The 15,070-nt window shown below is 30.8% G+C and carries 14 protein-coding genes and 1 other annotated feature; of the genes, 1 reads left to right on the top strand and 13 read right to left on the bottom strand.

The window, feature by feature from the left end; genetic code table 11:
* Positions 1 to 15: 15 nt before the first annotated feature.
* From orr to NSA23_RS01980, 13 genes are all read right to left on the bottom strand, one after another.
* A complete protein-coding gene (gene orr, locus NSA23_RS01920; protein WP_042681540.1) occupies positions 16 to 1,080 on the bottom strand; it encodes an ornithine racemase Orr in 1,065 nt (354 codons plus the stop codon).
* Between the two features lie 74 nt (positions 1,081 to 1,154).
* Positions 1,155 to 2,522, bottom strand: a complete 1,368-nt coding sequence (locus NSA23_RS01925; RefSeq protein ID WP_042681537.1) for a GlmL-related ornithine degradation protein — start codon at positions 2,520 to 2,522, stop codon at positions 1,155 to 1,157.
* Positions 2,512 to 4,728 (bottom strand): D-ornithine 4,5-aminomutase subunit OraE, encoded by a 2,217-nt coding sequence (gene oraE, locus NSA23_RS01930; protein ID WP_042681534.1) that lies wholly within the window; start codon positions 4,726 to 4,728, stop codon positions 2,512 to 2,514. The genes NSA23_RS01925 and oraE overlap by 11 nt, the downstream gene beginning before the upstream one ends.
* Positions 4,728 to 5,105 (bottom strand): ornithine aminomutase subunit alpha, encoded by a 378-nt coding sequence (locus NSA23_RS01935; protein WP_246119201.1) that lies wholly within the window; start codon positions 5,103 to 5,105, stop codon positions 4,728 to 4,730. The genes oraE and NSA23_RS01935 overlap by 1 nt, the downstream gene beginning before the upstream one ends.
* A gap of 30 nt (positions 5,106 to 5,135) precedes the next feature.
* Positions 5,136 to 6,551 carry a 2-amino-4-oxopentanoate thiolase subunit OrtB gene (ortB, locus tag NSA23_RS01940; protein ID WP_042681531.1) on the bottom strand — a complete coding sequence of 472 codons (1,416 nt, stop codon included), beginning with the start codon at positions 6,549 to 6,551 and terminating at the stop codon, positions 5,136 to 5,138.
* Positions 6,544 to 6,855: a 2-amino-4-oxopentanoate thiolase subunit OrtA gene (ortA, locus tag NSA23_RS01945; RefSeq protein WP_042681529.1), complete on the bottom strand. Its 312-nt coding sequence runs from the start codon at positions 6,853 to 6,855 to the stop codon at positions 6,544 to 6,546. Before ortA ends, ortB begins: the two co-directional genes overlap by 8 nt.
* Positions 6,856 to 6,887: 32 nt before the next feature.
* Positions 6,888 to 7,943 carry a 2,4-diaminopentanoate dehydrogenase gene (gene ord, locus NSA23_RS01950; RefSeq protein ID WP_246119200.1) on the bottom strand — a complete coding sequence of 352 codons (1,056 nt, stop codon included), beginning with the start codon at positions 7,941 to 7,943 and terminating at the stop codon, positions 6,888 to 6,890.
* 211 nt (positions 7,944 to 8,154) lie between these two features.
* Positions 8,155 to 9,561: a sigma-54 interaction domain-containing protein gene (locus tag NSA23_RS01955; RefSeq protein ID WP_042681524.1), complete on the bottom strand. Its 1,407-nt coding sequence runs from the start codon at positions 9,559 to 9,561 to the stop codon at positions 8,155 to 8,157.
* A 4-nt stretch (positions 9,562 to 9,565) separates the two neighbouring features.
* On the bottom strand, positions 9,566 to 11,278 hold the full coding sequence (gene pnpS, locus NSA23_RS01960) for a two-component system histidine kinase PnpS (RefSeq protein WP_042681522.1): 1,713 nt from the start codon (positions 11,276 to 11,278) through the stop codon (positions 9,566 to 9,568).
* A gap of 8 nt (positions 11,279 to 11,286) precedes the next feature.
* Positions 11,287 to 11,976 carry a response regulator transcription factor gene (locus NSA23_RS01965; protein WP_042681520.1) on the bottom strand — a complete coding sequence of 230 codons (690 nt, stop codon included), beginning with the start codon at positions 11,974 to 11,976 and terminating at the stop codon, positions 11,287 to 11,289.
* Between the two features lie 15 nt (positions 11,977 to 11,991).
* A complete protein-coding gene (gene pgeF, locus NSA23_RS01970) occupies positions 11,992 to 12,741 on the bottom strand; it encodes a peptidoglycan editing factor PgeF (protein WP_042681518.1) in 750 nt (249 codons plus the stop codon).
* 59 nt (positions 12,742 to 12,800) lie between these two features.
* Positions 12,801 to 13,256 (bottom strand): transcriptional regulator NrdR, encoded by a 456-nt coding sequence (gene nrdR / locus NSA23_RS01975; RefSeq protein ID WP_042681516.1) that lies wholly within the window; start codon positions 13,254 to 13,256, stop codon positions 12,801 to 12,803.
* A 93-nt stretch (positions 13,257 to 13,349) separates the two neighbouring features.
* The gene (locus NSA23_RS01980; RefSeq protein ID WP_042681514.1) at positions 13,350 to 13,592 is read right to left on the bottom strand and encodes a YlmC/YmxH family sporulation protein; all 243 of its coding nucleotides are present in this window, start codon (positions 13,590 to 13,592) and stop codon (positions 13,350 to 13,352) included.
* Positions 13,593 to 13,751: 159 nt separating this feature from the next.
* Positions 13,752 to 13,987: a binding site (T-box leader), on the top strand.
* A gap of 70 nt (positions 13,988 to 14,057) precedes the next feature.
* On the opposite strand from NSA23_RS01980, the gene NSA23_RS01985 reads away from it, so the two are divergent.
* Positions 14,058 to 15,059, top strand: a complete 1,002-nt coding sequence (locus NSA23_RS01985) for an ABC transporter substrate-binding protein (protein ID WP_042681512.1) — start codon at positions 14,058 to 14,060, stop codon at positions 15,057 to 15,059.
* The last annotated feature ends 11 nt before the right edge of the window (positions 15,060 to 15,070 follow it).

Raw genomic sequence — 15,070 nt, forward strand, 5'->3', positions numbered from 1 at the left:
ACCTTTCTATCAAGGTTAAATATAAACTGTTTTTACATACTCTGAAGTTGTAGTACTTAATATTCCACCATAGTCTAATTTAAACCTTATTTTATCTCCTACACTATAGTCTATTTTACTATCAGTCACATCTAATATCAAGTGATCACTACTTCCTCCTATTATTATTATATCTTTATCTATAGGGGTTATGTTCTCTAAATCTATGTCCTGTTTCCCAATAGCAGATATCATTCTTTTCCTTATGCCCCTATCTACAAAAATAGGTTTATTGCCAAAAGCATCCATTCCTATTTCCCCAATAGGTATAGAAGGTTTTTCCTTCAATTCTATAGCTTCCACTACTAAGGTAAAGATATCATTAAAAGTATCTTTTATTTTCCCTCCAAAAGCCGTTTCCCTACCTAAAATTAATGATTCTCCCAATCTTAATTGATTTATACCTTCTGGCATTTCACCATTAAATACTAAATGAAGACTACTAGAATTTCCACCAGAAATAATTTCTAAATCAATATTATAATTTTCCTTGACCTTTTGCTTTATTTCAATAAGCCTAATAGTATTATCCTTCCTTGGAATTATACCACCATGACAAGTTAAATTAGTCCCTATGCCTTCTAGCTTAACTCCTTCTAATTTTATTATTTTTTCTATAGCATCATATATTTCTTCCTCTTTAAAATATCCTTCTCTTAAATCACCTAGATCAACCATTAGAATAATTTTATGAACTTTATTAAATTCTAATGCTTGTTTAGAAAGAGCTTTAATAGTTTCTATCTCTGAATTTAGTGAGATATCTGCATATTGTACTACATATTCTACCTCACTTAACATAGGTAAACGCAATAATATTTTGGGAATATCTATATTTCTTAATTTCTTTAAATTCTCTACTCTAGAATCAGCTAAAAAACTAACTCCACCATCTACATAAACTTTGGCTATTTTAGGATCTCCACAGAATCCTTTAGTTACCCCTGCTACTTTTATGTCTTTTTCATTGCATCTGCTTACTATTGTTTTTACATTATGTTTAAGTTTGTTTAAATCCACCTCAACTCTCGGATAACTCATATATATCCCTCCATTTGTATTTTAAATAAGTCCAACATTCTGTTGGACTTATTTAAAGAATTTATAAACTATATTTATTTAATTTCAAGACTCTTCTTTAAAATACTTAATGCAGCTTTTGGATGTTCTTTTGCTAATACACCTAGTGAAGCCATTATATAATAATTATCTATAAGTATTTTTGCATCTTTATTTGGTAAAAGCTCCATTCCCTTATTGCTTAAAGCTATTTGTTTCATCATATCCAGTCTATTTGGAAGTCTTGTAAGAGCTCCTCCAGTACCTATTATATATTTTACTTGAGTCAAATCTTTCCCTTCTGCAACAGTCTTCTTTCCACCAGGCCCGTATAAATGTCTAAATATGCCAGCATGTCTTTTCACTCCAGTTATTACTGCATGAAGTGCCAATTCCTCTACAAAATCTTTTTCTAGTTCAGTCCTAGGTATAGGTTTATGATTTTCAATAAGCTCTTCTAACTCTTTTGAATTAATATTTAAATTTTTTTCTAATTCTTCTTTTCCTACCATCTCTACAATGTTCTTCATATTTACATAGACACCTAGATCACCCTCAACAGTCCTCTTGGCCACTGGTTCTGGACTTATAAGTATCCTTGATACCTCGTCGCTGCCTTCTGTAACTGAATGAATATCTGTAGTAGCTCCTCCAACATCTAAAGCCAAAATATCTCCTATATCTTCATAAAGTAGTTTGGAAGCATTCATTACAGCACCTGGTGTAGGCATAATAGGTCCTGTAACCATATTCCTTATTTTTTCCATTCCAGGTGCATGAATTATATGCTTTTCAAACACATCTTGGATAACTTTCCTTGTAGGCTCAATATTTAAATCATCAATTTTAGGATATACATTATCCACAATATATAATTCTGATTTAGTATTTTCAAAAATCTCTTTAATTTCCTCTTGATTTTCAATATTTCCAGCATATATAACTGGTACATTTAAATTTAGTTCTGCAATAAGTTCTGCATTATAAAGGGCAGTATCCCTTTCTCCATAATCTACTCCACCAGCAATTAAAATAATATTTGGATTAATTTCTTTAATCTTTTTTAGACCTGATTTTCTAAGCTTTCCAGAAGTAATATATTTTATATTAGCTCCTGCACCTAATGCTGCTTCCTTTGCCGCCCTTACAGTCATGTCATATACAAGCCCATGTACTGTCATTCTTAAGCCACCTGCTGCACTACTAGTAGCTATAAGTTCATCATATTCTAATTCTTTTATATTAAGATTATTTTTCAAATCATCTATTGCCCCTTTAAGGCCTATATTTACATCACCTTCTGTTACAGAAGTAGGTGCTTGCCCCTGTCCTACAAATCTAGGACAAGTACTGTCTACTTCATGGAATCCATTAACTACTGTAGTAGTACTACCTATTTCTGCAACTAATATATTAATCTTCATTTTTTATCTCTCTTCTTTTCTTAACTATAAATGTAGCCACATGACCTCCATTTGAACCTCTTCCAAAACCTGCATCCATTCCGCTTTTAACTGCTAACTCATTTGATACTTGAGTTCCTCCAGAAACAAGTACTATTTTATCCCTTATTCCTTTCTCTACACATAGCTCATGTATTCTTTTCATATTCTTATAGTGAATATCATCATGACTTATAATAGTTGAAGCAAGTATTGCATCAGCATTAGTTTCAATAGCAGCATCTACTAATTTCTCCACTGGTACAGATGTTCCTAAATATTCACATTCTATACCGTATTTTTCAATACCACCATGTTTTATATCTATTATCTCTCTAAGTCCTACTGAATGTTCATCCTCACCTACAGTACCTGCAACTACTTTCATTGGATTTGCTTCAATATCAGCCCTTATTTCGTCTTCTGTCATAACTTCTGGTTCTGGTGGAATTATTAATTCATCTGTATCTATAGTAAATGGAACCCTACCTTTTAGCTCAATCCTAGTTCCCTCTGCTTCTTGCATTACTTCCTTATGGATTACTTCTACATCTTCAAGTCCCATTTTCTTACCAATTTCAATAGCAGTAAACTCTGCTACTCTTGGCTTTGTAGGTAAAAATAATGTGATTTGAACTATTCCATCTCCTGCCCATTCCATTTCAGGTTTTATCTTAGATGTTTCTCTCAATTCCTTTGTTTCTTCTAGTCTAACATTAACATTATCATTTTCATCTAATTCATCAATAAATACAATTTTATCAGGATCTTCAAATGTACATCCACCCATTAGTTTAGAAGGATTGTCAACTGCTTCTTTATCATATTGTTCTACATTATTATATCCAAAAACAGCTGTAACAGGTGCCATATAATCAGGTTCTCTTTCATATACTGTGCCTACTCCTATACCTCCATCAATTTTTCTTGCTATTCCATCTCCGTTTCGTTCTGGATACTCTCCTGAATCAACAAAGAAACCTTTTTCAACTGCTTCAAAGTATCCACCAACTTCTATAATTTCTTCCATAAATAGAACTGCTCTTTCTTTAAGTTCCCTTACTTTATCAACTAATTCACCTTTGTCCCTCTTTATTTCCACCATTTCTGTAAGTCCATCCATACCTATGAGGGCTTGTTTTGCCGTATCTACTGCCTCAATATTGTATATATGCCATGGCACATTTCTACCTTCATCTGGAGTAATAGTAGATTGGATTTCTGCTCTTGTAAGTTTTGAAATAAGCAAATTCAATGTGTGAGTTACAGTGGCTTCTCTAGTTGATGATTCCATATACTTAGTATTCATTTGTGCTCTCATTTTATAATCTCTAAACAATTCTCTAAGTGCAACAGCATAAGGTAAGTCTAATCTCATACAAGGTGCTGGTGGAGCTGTTGGTGGTACAGTTGAGAGACAGATATTTTCTTTCTTCATGCCTACCTTTACTGAAAACATACTATTTATAGCATGTTGAACCATAAGCTCTGGCATTACCTTCCATGCTTCCCTTGCTGTTGCATTAGCATTATGAGCTCCATCTATTTGAGCTATTTCAGCCCAAGTCATAACTTTTTTAGCTGAAGCAGCATCTACAAAAGATCTGATCATATTTATATTTCTATAAAGTACATTATATTGAGGGTCTTGGTGAGCACCATTTACCCCTTCTTCTGCAAACATAACTGCAATTTCTGGCCCAGCAACTCCACTTACATAAGAATGATAATTTAATGGACGACCTACCTCATCTTCTATTATATCTAATGCCTTTCTTTGAGCTCTTACTTGTTTTCTGGTTACTGGTATTCCGCCTACACCTTGAGGTGTACCTTCTATTAGACCATCAAAATGACTTTGTCCTGCTGTCCTAATAACCATCAAATGATCTGCACCATGCCATGCAGCCATTCTCATACGTCTAATATCATCTTCAAATCTTCCAGAAGCAATTTCTGTAGTTATAACATTTTCTGGTTGTGGATCTATATAATTAAAACCCTTACTAGCTGGTAATGGCTGGCTTTGTTTTAAAGGCTCTGCTGTATCATAATATTCAAATTGTCCTATTTTTCTATTTTGATCTATTCCACTTCTCCAAGTCCATCCTCTTCTTCTTGGTCTATATTTATCAATATCCTTTAATATATTTTCAACACTTAATTTCTCATTTGGCTTTAACTCCATTATTCAGCACCTCCCTTGAATATAGCCAATAAATCATCCCACATTTCTCCTTCTGCAAGTTTAAGTCCTGCATCTCTTATAGACATGTTTTTCTCTTTTGCCAATCTATATACTAAATGTCCTGCACCTTTTCCTAAAAGTCCCCTCTCTATAGCTCCATCTACTATTGCAGTACATTCAATACTTGAAAATCCCATTCTAAGTAATATAGATCTTTCAATAGATGGGGAAGTGTTTTTATAAGCTAAATCTACTAAAGGCTCAACAATTTCTTCAGCTAATTTCCAAAATCTTTCCTCTAGTTGTTCTTCTGTTAAATTCGCAATATGTTTTCTTCTTTCTTGAAAATCATCTTCTCTTTTTATAAGACTTTTCACTAATAACACCTCCAAATAATAAATATAATCTTAATAATTTACTTCTAACTCATCTAATATACCCTCTACAAACTTTTTACTAGACTTCGTATCCTTTATTAAAAATTCAATATCTTCTCTACTAACTCTATCTACCTTTGTATGCTTTATACAATTTCTAATATATGATCTTTTAATATTATCTAATTCTACCTCTTCTATCTTTACATAACTTGGATCTTTAGGTAGAACAATATTTTCTCCAGGTACTTCATTTTTAGGATCCCCAACTATTACTTCAATACCATTTTCTTTTGCAAAAGTCAATTGAGGTTGAATATGCTTCCCTGCACCTGTATATTCTGTTTCTTGAGCTACAATAATTTTGTCCTCATCTAGTTCTTGAGCCAAAGCAAAAGCCGCTGCCAAAGAGGTGTTTCCTGCAGGTCCTCTTTCTAGTCCCTCTAGTTGTGCCAGTGCTTCTGTCATATAAAATACAGGGCCTTGATTTACGGTTACATATCTGTCCATGTACCTTAATGGTCTTGCTGCTGACCTTGGTACATCAGATCTATCTGGCCAAGTCGCAAAAGGTATGCCAAATCCGGTGTGACCAGTAGTGAAAGATTTTTTATTAAATTGGGTGTCACTAGCCATGTGTAAACCACTTAAATTTACACTGGCTCCTACAATTTGAGTATCTGCATTGGCTTTTATAAGCCCCCTAGCTGTACCAGTTAAATTTCCTCCTCCTGCATTAGTTACAACCACTACATCTGGGTCTTTTCCTTCCCTTTCTCTAAACTCAGTAGATAATTCATATCCTAATGTTTCCACACCTGCAATACCAAAAGGAGTATATAAAGATGCATTGAAATAACCTGTTTCTTCTAATAATCTTAAAAAACTATAGAATAGTTCTGGTCCAACAGTAAGTTGTACAACTTCTGCACCATAAGCTTCACATTTTCTCGCCTTTTCAACAATTTCTGGCTGACCTACTTCCCTTGAATCATAGCATTCCTGAACTATTATACATTTAAGGCCTCTCATAGCAGCTTGACTAGCTACTGCTGCACCATAATTTCCACTAGTTGCTGCAATAACACCTTTATATCCTAGTTTTTCTGCATGATAGCAAGCTGTAGCTGCTCTTCTAGCTTTAAAGCTTCCTGATGGATTAGCTGCTTCATCTTTTACAAAAATTCTAGCTCCTTTCCCCTTAGGTGAAAACTTTCTAGCTAATTTAGTTAAATTTCTAAGTTCAAGAACCGGTGTATTTCCTACTCCCGTTTCCTTTTGAATCTCTTGTATTTCTTCCAAACTATAACCTGTTTCTTTCATCATTCTTTCATAATCAAAAGCAATACTCCCAGATTCAAAATGACTATAATCTATTCCAATGGCCTTTTTCATTGTTTCCGATCTTCTTGCCATTACAGCCTCAAAACTCATATCTTTACTCATCTTGAGCACTTCCTTCCAGATAACCTCTAAGCTGTCTACCTATATATAATAATTCAGGTACACATTTACCAAAATCATGTTCATAATAAGGATTTATCTCTACTAATTTCCCTTCTACTTTTCTTCCTATATAAGTTTCAACTTCTACTATATCTCCTATATTAGCAAATTCATTTAAAAGAAAGCCTTTATCCCACATTTCTAAAGGTACTTTCTTGGTATCCTCTGGTAAATTTGGAGATCTATCTTCAGGTTTTAAAACTATATTGTGAATTCTCACCCAACTACCTTTTTTAGCATCCATTTCAATGTACCTCCTTCTTTCTAAAAATATAATTAATCTTCAATATAGTCCCTCATATCTCCCATAATAGCTCTAGGTACTGGTAAATCGAGCATGGTTTTTAAACCTGGGTTAGCATTTATTACTTGTGGAATCATATTTATGCACATAGCAATAGTACCTATTCCACCAGGTATTTCTGGTTTTATAGCCATATTTATATCTGGATTTCCTTTAATAGTTATATAATCTCCTGTATCTACACCTTCAAGCTGAGGTTCAACTTGCTGTGGATGAACCATTGTTATTTTTTCTTCACCATCTACATATCCATGGCCTAACATTTTACATCCAGCTACATTTCCTTTTTCTACTTCTGCATATGGAGCTTTCCTATATACGTTTGAAACTATTGGCTCCATTGTTTGCTTTATTTCACCACTCAGTTTCCATCCTAAAGCATCACTAATCATATTTATTGACTCTGGAAAACCTACATGTCCTGCCAATGAACCATCTTTTACCCTTGCATTAAATTCATCTTCAGTTATTCCAACACCTTGTTCACTCATAACAGCTGGCCCAAATGGTGAAAGATTATTAACTCTCTCTGCTTTAATAGAATCTACATCTGCACATGCACCTGTAAGGGCCACTACTAATAAATCCATTATAAGACCTGGATTTATTCCAGTTCCCAAAACTGTGACTCCATTTTTCTTAGCTATTTCATCAAGTTCCTTAGAAAGTTCTAATTCTTGTGCCTGAGGATAAGCCATTTCTTCAGCAGTAGTTATAACATTTATCTTTCTTTCTAAACAAAATTTAACCTTATCAAATACACCTTTTACAAAGGAATCTGTAGCAATAAGTACAATATCTGCTGCTCCTTCTTTTATGGTTTCCTCAATATTATCACTAATAATTACTTCTTTCCTATCCCCTTTTTCTATCCCCAAGATTTCATACATACTCTTATTAACTATCTTAGGATACATATCACAAACTCCTACTATTTCTATACCTTTCTTCTTAAGTAATACTTCTGCCATACCACTTCCCATTGCACCAAAACCCCAAAGAATAACCTTTACATTTTCCTTTTTCACAAAAAGCACCTCCATAATCTATTTTTTATAATCTTTTTACTATCACAATATCAACTACCATATACAATTGCAATATATATGCCAACCAAAAAGCCTATTTAAACCATATATTTTGTCAAAATATATGGTTTTTCATTATTATTATAGTGAAAAAACCACATAGACGCAATTTTTTTTGCAATATAATGCAAAATTTATTGCGTCTACATGGTTATAATTCATATTTTTTAAGTTTATGCTGCAATGTCTGTCTTTTTATCCCTAAATTTCTAGCTGCCTTAGATATATTGTTTTCATTTTTAGATAGAGCCTCTACAATAATCTTTTTTTCAATATCATTCATTAGTTCTGGAAGAACCTTTCCCTCATCAATATATTTAAATAAATTAGTTTTTGGATTAGATTCTAATATACGTTTAGTAGAAATAAAATGCTCTTTCTTTAAAACATGTTCATCATCTAATATATAATTCATAGCAGATTCTATAGCATTTTCTAACTCTCTAACATTACCAGGCCATGAATAATTTTGAAAACATGATAAAACTTCTTCAGATATTAACCATACATTTTTATTAAGTTCTCTATTATATTTTTCAATAAAATATTCACATAATAAGGAAATATCATCTAGCCTCTCCCTCAATGAAGGAATAGCAATATATATTACATTTAATCTATAATATAGATCCTTCCTCAAAGTTCCCTTTTTCACACTCTCTAATGGTTCTTCATTAGTAGTAGCTATTATTTTCACATCAACAGGTATATCCTTAATTCCCCCTATTCTCCTAATATAACCTTCTTGCAATACTCTTAAAAGTTTTGCTTGTAAGGGTAGAGTCATAGAATTTATTTCATCTAACATAAGAGTGCCACCATTAGCTTGTTCAAATATTCCTGGTTTATCTACAGCTCCTGTAAAGCCACCTTTTTTTGTGCCAAATAATATACCCTCAAGAAGAGAATCTGGGATAGCAGCACAGTTTTGAGCTATAAAGGGTTCTTTCTTTCTGGCTCCATCATAGTGAATACTTTGAGCAAATAATTCCTTTCCTGAGCCAGTTTCTCCATATATTAACACACTTGATTTAGATTTGCTTCCTCTTCTTCCTAATTCTATAGCCTTCTTTAATTCTTTATTATTTCCTATTATATCTTTAAATTTATATTTTTTAATAGTTTTATTTTGTTTCTTCTTCTTTTTATTATTTAATTCAGCCTGTAAATCAATTAATTGATCAGATAATTCTTTAATATATGTTATATTTTTAGCAATTTCTAAAGCTCCTACAGTATTTCCTTCATGTATAAGTGGCAATGTAGAATTAACTGTAACTATTTTCTGTCCCTTTAAATTTAAATATGTTTGAGTTCTATTTAATATTGGCTTTCCTGTTCTCACTACATTGATTAAAGTACTACTTTCCTCGTCCAAGCTAGGAAAAACTTCTAATAAATCCCTATTCTTAACTATTTCTTCTTTTAATCCCTCTAGTTTTGACATTGCCTCATTATATACAATTGTTTTTCTACTATTATTTATAACATGTATTCCTATATCTCCATACTGCAAGATATTTTGCAGTATTATTTTATTAAAATCTCTTATCTCCATATTATCAACCTCTAAAATATTCATTATTATTCAAAGGAATTTTAATAGTAAATATTGAGCCCTCATTTGGTGCACTTTCTAAATCCAAAGTTCCATTAAAGATTAAAACTATATGTTTCACAATAGCTAGTCCTAATCCGGTTCCTCCAACTTGCCTACTTCTTGCTTTATCTACTCTATAAAACCTTTCAAACAACCTATCTTGATGTTTTTTATCAATTCCTATGCCTGTGTCTTTAATTTGAACTGTTAAATCTTTCCCTTCTTTAAATGCTAAAATTTTTACTTTTCCTCCACTAGGAGTATATTTAATAGCATTATCTACTAAATTCATAAGCATCTGCTTAAAATAATTGTAGCTTCCATATACCTCTGGAATATCTTTCTCTATTTCTTTTTCTAATACAATATCCTTCTTTTCTGCAATTTTATCTAGAAACTGAAATAGATCTTCTATAGCTTCTTTAACATCAAAATACTCATAAACTAAATCCCTATTTTTACTTTCAATTTCCGAAAGAAGTAATAAGTCGTTAACTAGACAATCTAATCTTTCAACTTCTACATGGATAATATTTAAAAACTTATGGGATACTTTCTTATCTTCTATAGCTCCATCTTTTAAAGTTTCAATAAATCCTTTTATAGATGTAAGTGGAGTTTTTAACTCATGTGATACATTAGCAACAAAATCTTCTCTTACACTTTCCAATTTCTTTACTTTAGTTACATCTTGGAATAAATATACCATTCCTAATTTTCGAGTAGGATCATTGTTTAAAATAATAGGATTTGCATATACATTTAATACTTTATATTCAGGTTCATATATTTCTAATTCTTTTTCCCAAGTAAAATTGTCAATAGGATAGTCTTGAAATATTTTAAATATTTCCTCTTCAGAAAAAACATCATATATATTTTTTCCCATAATTTTATGCCCTTCTATATCAAATATTTTCTCTGCAACTGGATTGATTAAAATAAAATTCAAATTATTGTCCAAGGCTATAAGACCATCAACTATACTTGTAAGTGTAGCTTTAAGCTTTGTATTGCTTTCCTGCAATTTTTCAATTGTATCATCTAATTTCACACTCATATCATTAAAACTATTTGCTAAAACTCCCAACTCGCTATATTCTTGAAAATGAAGTTTTTCTCCATAATTTCCATTTGAAATATTCTTCATAGCCTTTGTTAGCTCTTTATAAGGATCAGTAGCATATCTCATATATCTAAGCCCAATAATAAAAGCTACTATGAAACCTATAAAAGCTGATATAAATAAATATTTTACATAGTTTTTATTTAACTTATCTGCATCACTGGAATCTACTGAAATTCTAATACTAGAAATATTACCATTTTTATTGTCAAGAGATACATTTGAAGATATCATATCTTTTACTATATATTCATCCTTTAAAGCCCTCTCTTCTTTTTCAGCACTATCCCCTATTACGTTTCCATCTTCGTCCATGAATACAACTCTGGCATCAACTAATCTTGAATATTCTTTTGCTACTATATCTAAATTTCTATTATCTATATTTTCTTCTTCAACTGCTTTTTTAACCATTAAAACATTTGAATCTAATTTATCTTCTAAAACTTTTAAGCTAATCATTTTTTGAAAACTTAAAGATAGTATTCCTGTAGTTATTAATGCTATCAATGCGAGAAAAGAAAAAACGATAAAAATTTTTTTCCTCATAATATCACCTATCTCATTTTATAACCTATTCCTCTTATGGTCTCAATATACTTAGGTTCTTTATCATTATCTTCTATCTTTTTTCTTAAATTTCTAATATGCACATCCACAGTTCTAGTCTCCCCAAAATAATCATATCCCCACACTATATCTAAAAGTGTATTTCTAGACAATGCTTTTCCCCTATTTTCTACCAATACTTTTAACAATTCAAATTCCTTATATGTTAAATCTATATACTCTTCTTTTTTTCTTACTTCATGGCTATCTAAATCTATAACTACATCTCCTATTTTCAATTCTCCATTTTTAATATTTTCTTTTTTTTCTATACGTCTTAAAATCACCTTAACCCTTGCAAGAAGTTCCCTAATACTAAAAGGCTTTGTAATATAGTCATCAGCACCGATTTCTAATCCCAAAACCTTATCCATTTCTCCACTTTTAGCAGTTAACATAATAATTGGAATACTACTTGTTAATACATCCCTTTTTAGTTTTTTACATACTTCAATCCCATCTAATTCTGGAAGCATAAGATCTAATATTATAAGATCAAACTTTTCTCTTTGAACTATATCTAAAACTTCCCTTCCAGTATAGGCTTCTCCTACTATATAGCCATTACCTTCCAAATTATATTTTAGAAGTTGAACAATATGTTCCTCGTCATCAACAACTAAAATTTTCTCATTCATTTTTTTACCTCCATACTAATGCTTTAGTTTAATAGCTGATATCATTCTATTTTGAGTCCCATTTTCTTTTCTATATGAATAGAGTTTATCATTATTACAACTAGTACAAATATTGCTAACTGTAATATTTCCATTAGGTATACCTTTATTATATAATAATATTCTATTTGCTTCCCATAAATTTAAATACCACTTATTAACTTTTTTCGTCACAAACAATTCTTCATAAAAACTATAATTTTTCTTAAACTCATTATATACATTCTCTCCTACCTCGTAACAACAAGGACCAATAGAAGGACCTATTCCAATAAATATATTTTTTGGATTAGAATTGAATTTATTCACCATTAAATCTACCATTTTACCTCCAATATTTTTGACTGTCCCCCTCCAACCTGCATGGGCTAATGCTATAATTTCGTTTTTAATATCTAGAAAAAACAACGGAACACAATCAGCATAATATGTGACTAAAACTATATCTTTCCTATCAGTAATTAAACCATCTACTCCTTTAGGAAATATTTCATTTTTGTATTTTTCTATATCTTTTATATACCCAATATTAGTTCCATGAACTTGATTTGAAAAAACTATATTTTCTTCTTTTACATTAAATAATTTTGAGATATTCTTTGAAAAATTATTGTTGTTCCAACCAATTCTAGTTGAAAAAAGATGATCAACCTTATTAGATTTATTAAAGGACTCTATTACATAATACTGAATATTTTCATTATTGGACATAAGTCTAAATCCCATTTCCTCACCTCTCTTAAATAAATAGGACCCTACTAAATAGTAAAGTCCTGAACTATTCTTTATTCTTCATCTAAAAGTTTTTTTAATTCATCCATGAAAGTATTTATATCCTTGAATTGCCTATATACAGAGGCATACCTTACATAAGATACTTCATCTACATTTTTTAATTTATTCATTACCATTTCGCCAATGTACTTACTAGTTACTTCTTTTTCCATGGAATTGTACAATGTTTTTTCAACATGATCAACTATCTGTTCTATAACTTTCATAGATACTGGACGTTTCTCACAAGCTTTTATTATTCCAGTAAGTAATTTATTCCTATCATAAGGTTGTCTATTCCCATCTTTCTTTACTACAATCAAAGGTATTTCTTCTATTTTTTCATAAGTTGTAAATCTTTTACTACAATTAATGCATTCTCTTCTTCTCCTAATTGCTTGTCCTTCATCAGTAGGTCTTGAATCAATTACTTTAGTTTCGTAAAAATTACAAAAAGGGCATTTCATGGTTTCACCTCTTTTTCACATTATACACTCTTAATAACTAACCATCTGGTTATATTATTATAATATATAGATTAAAAATTGTCTAATATAGATTTATTCAGCTTCTTTGAAGTCTATTAAAATAGTGTCTATTCCAATTTTTATAATATCATTCCAATTTATAACTACATCTTGATTTTTACCAAATAAACTAAAAACTTTTCCTGGACCAGGTATTATTATGCCCGTTACTTCTCCCTTATCTAAATCTACTTTCACATCATCTATATATCCTAGCCTAGAACCATCTCTTATATTTATAATTTCCTTCTCTCTTAATTCTGATATTTTAATCATTATTCCACCACCTTTTAATACTTGTCTTCTACTATGTATATTTTTATAGATATATAAAATATGACTACTTTATTTCTAGTATAGTATTATTTTATATTAAAAATATTTTCAATAACTCTTGACATTAATGTTTTAAAGTATTATTATAATATCCAATATATAAATGCTATGATGGAGAAAAAGATATCTTATCTTATTTAAAGAGAGTTGGGAAAGGTGAGAGCCAGCAATAAGAGGATATGTAATATTCACTCCAAAGCAGATTCGTTAAACGATTATTCAAGTAGACGGATTCGAAAGCCCATCGTTATAGGGGATAGGACTGTTAGGTCTGATTAAGTGATGACACTGTCATAATAAGGGTGGTACCACGGATAAAATCTTTCGTCCCTATAAACATAATAAAAATTATGTTTATAGGGATGGAAGATTTTTTTATTATTAATTTTAAAGGAGGAAACAAAAATGAAAAAATATAAACTTAGTAGCATATTAGTACTAATAATACTAGCAAGTACAATAATTTTCACAGGATGTAATGTAAATAGTAAAAAAGACAATAATACATCAGGAAATGAAGTATTTAAAATTGGAATTAGCCAATTATCGGAACATCCAGCGTTAGACGAAGTAAGGGAAGGTTTTGAAGATGAGTTAAAAAATCTTGGAGTTAATGTGGAAATAAACTATCAAAATTCTCAAGGAGATATTGCAAATACAGTTAGTATAGCTCAAATTTTTTCAAAAAATAAAATGGACTTAATATTTGCAATAGCAACGCCTGCTGCACAAAGTGCTAAGCAAGTTACAAGAAATATACCTATATTATTTAGTGCAGTAACTGATCCAGTAAAATCAGAAATAATTGAAGATTGGGAAAATATCAACGAAAATGTAACTGGAACATCTGACATGGCTCCTACAGCTTCTCAACTAAAAATGTTTAAAGAAATTGACCCTAATATCAAAACTATAGGTATATTGTACAACACTAGTGAAACAAATTCTGAAATTCAAATAGAAGAAGTAAATAAATTGGCATCTAGCGAAGATCTGAAAGTTGTAACTATTGGAGTAAGTAATGTAAATGAACTTCCTCAAGCTCTAAATTCCATAATGAAAAAAGCAGATGCTTTATATCTTCTTACTGATAATATGGTAGCTTCATCAATAGAATTAATATCAAAAACAGCTATAGAAAACAAGATGATAACAGTCTCTGCTGAAGAAACACAAGTAAGAGGCGGTGCCCTTATTACAAATGGAATCAGCTATTATGAATTAGGAAAACAAACAGGACAAATGGCAAAAAAAATACTTGTAGATAAAAAAGATATTTCTGAAATACCTGTTGAAGTGTCAGAAAAAACTATAACAAAGATTAACAGAAATACTTTAGATAAATTAGGATTAAATCCAAACCTTCCTGTTTTTAAAAAAGCTGTAGAAGTTGAAAATAAAAAGTAAAGAATGGAGGA

Source organism: Anaerosalibacter massiliensis, assembly GCF_024623155.1.
Classification (GTDB): domain Bacteria; phylum Bacillota; class Clostridia; order Tissierellales; family Sporanaerobacteraceae; genus Anaerosalibacter; species Anaerosalibacter massiliensis.

Bases quoted from the DNA above. Each gene is read 5' to 3' on its own strand.
- NSA23_RS01980 (WP_042681514.1), bottom strand. From the start codon at position 13,592: ATGATTAAAATATCAGAATTAAGAGAGAAGGAAATTATAAATATAAGA.
- NSA23_RS01925 (WP_042681537.1), bottom strand. From the start codon at position 2,522: ATGAAGATTAATATATTAGTTGCAGAAATAGGTAGTACTACTACAGTA.
- ortA (WP_042681529.1), bottom strand. From the start codon at position 6,855: ATGGATGCTAAAAAAGGTAGTTGGGTGAGAATTCACAATATAGTTTTA.
- NSA23_RS01985 (WP_042681512.1), top strand. From the start codon at position 14,058: ATGAAAAAATATAAACTTAGTAGCATATTAGTACTAATAATACTAGCA.
- NSA23_RS01965 (WP_042681520.1), bottom strand. From the start codon at position 11,976: ATGAATGAGAAAATTTTAGTTGTTGATGACGAGGAACATATTGTTCAA.
- ortB (WP_042681531.1), bottom strand. From the start codon at position 6,551: ATGAGTAAAGATATGAGTTTTGAGGCTGTAATGGCAAGAAGATCGGAA.
- pgeF (WP_042681518.1), bottom strand. From the start codon at position 12,741: ATGGGATTTAGACTTATGTCCAATAATGAAAATATTCAGTATTATGTA.
- nrdR (WP_042681516.1), bottom strand. From the start codon at position 13,256: ATGAAATGCCCTTTTTGTAATTTTTACGAAACTAAAGTAATTGATTCA.
- pnpS (WP_042681522.1), bottom strand. From the start codon at position 11,278: ATGAGGAAAAAAATTTTTATCGTTTTTTCTTTTCTCGCATTGATAGCA.
- oraE (WP_042681534.1), bottom strand. From the start codon at position 4,728: ATGGAGTTAAAGCCAAATGAGAAATTAAGTGTTGAAAATATATTAAAG.
- NSA23_RS01955 (WP_042681524.1), bottom strand. From the start codon at position 9,561: ATGGAGATAAGAGATTTTAATAAAATAATACTGCAAAATATCTTGCAG.
- orr (WP_042681540.1), bottom strand. From the start codon at position 1,080: ATGAGTTATCCGAGAGTTGAGGTGGATTTAAACAAACTTAAACATAAT.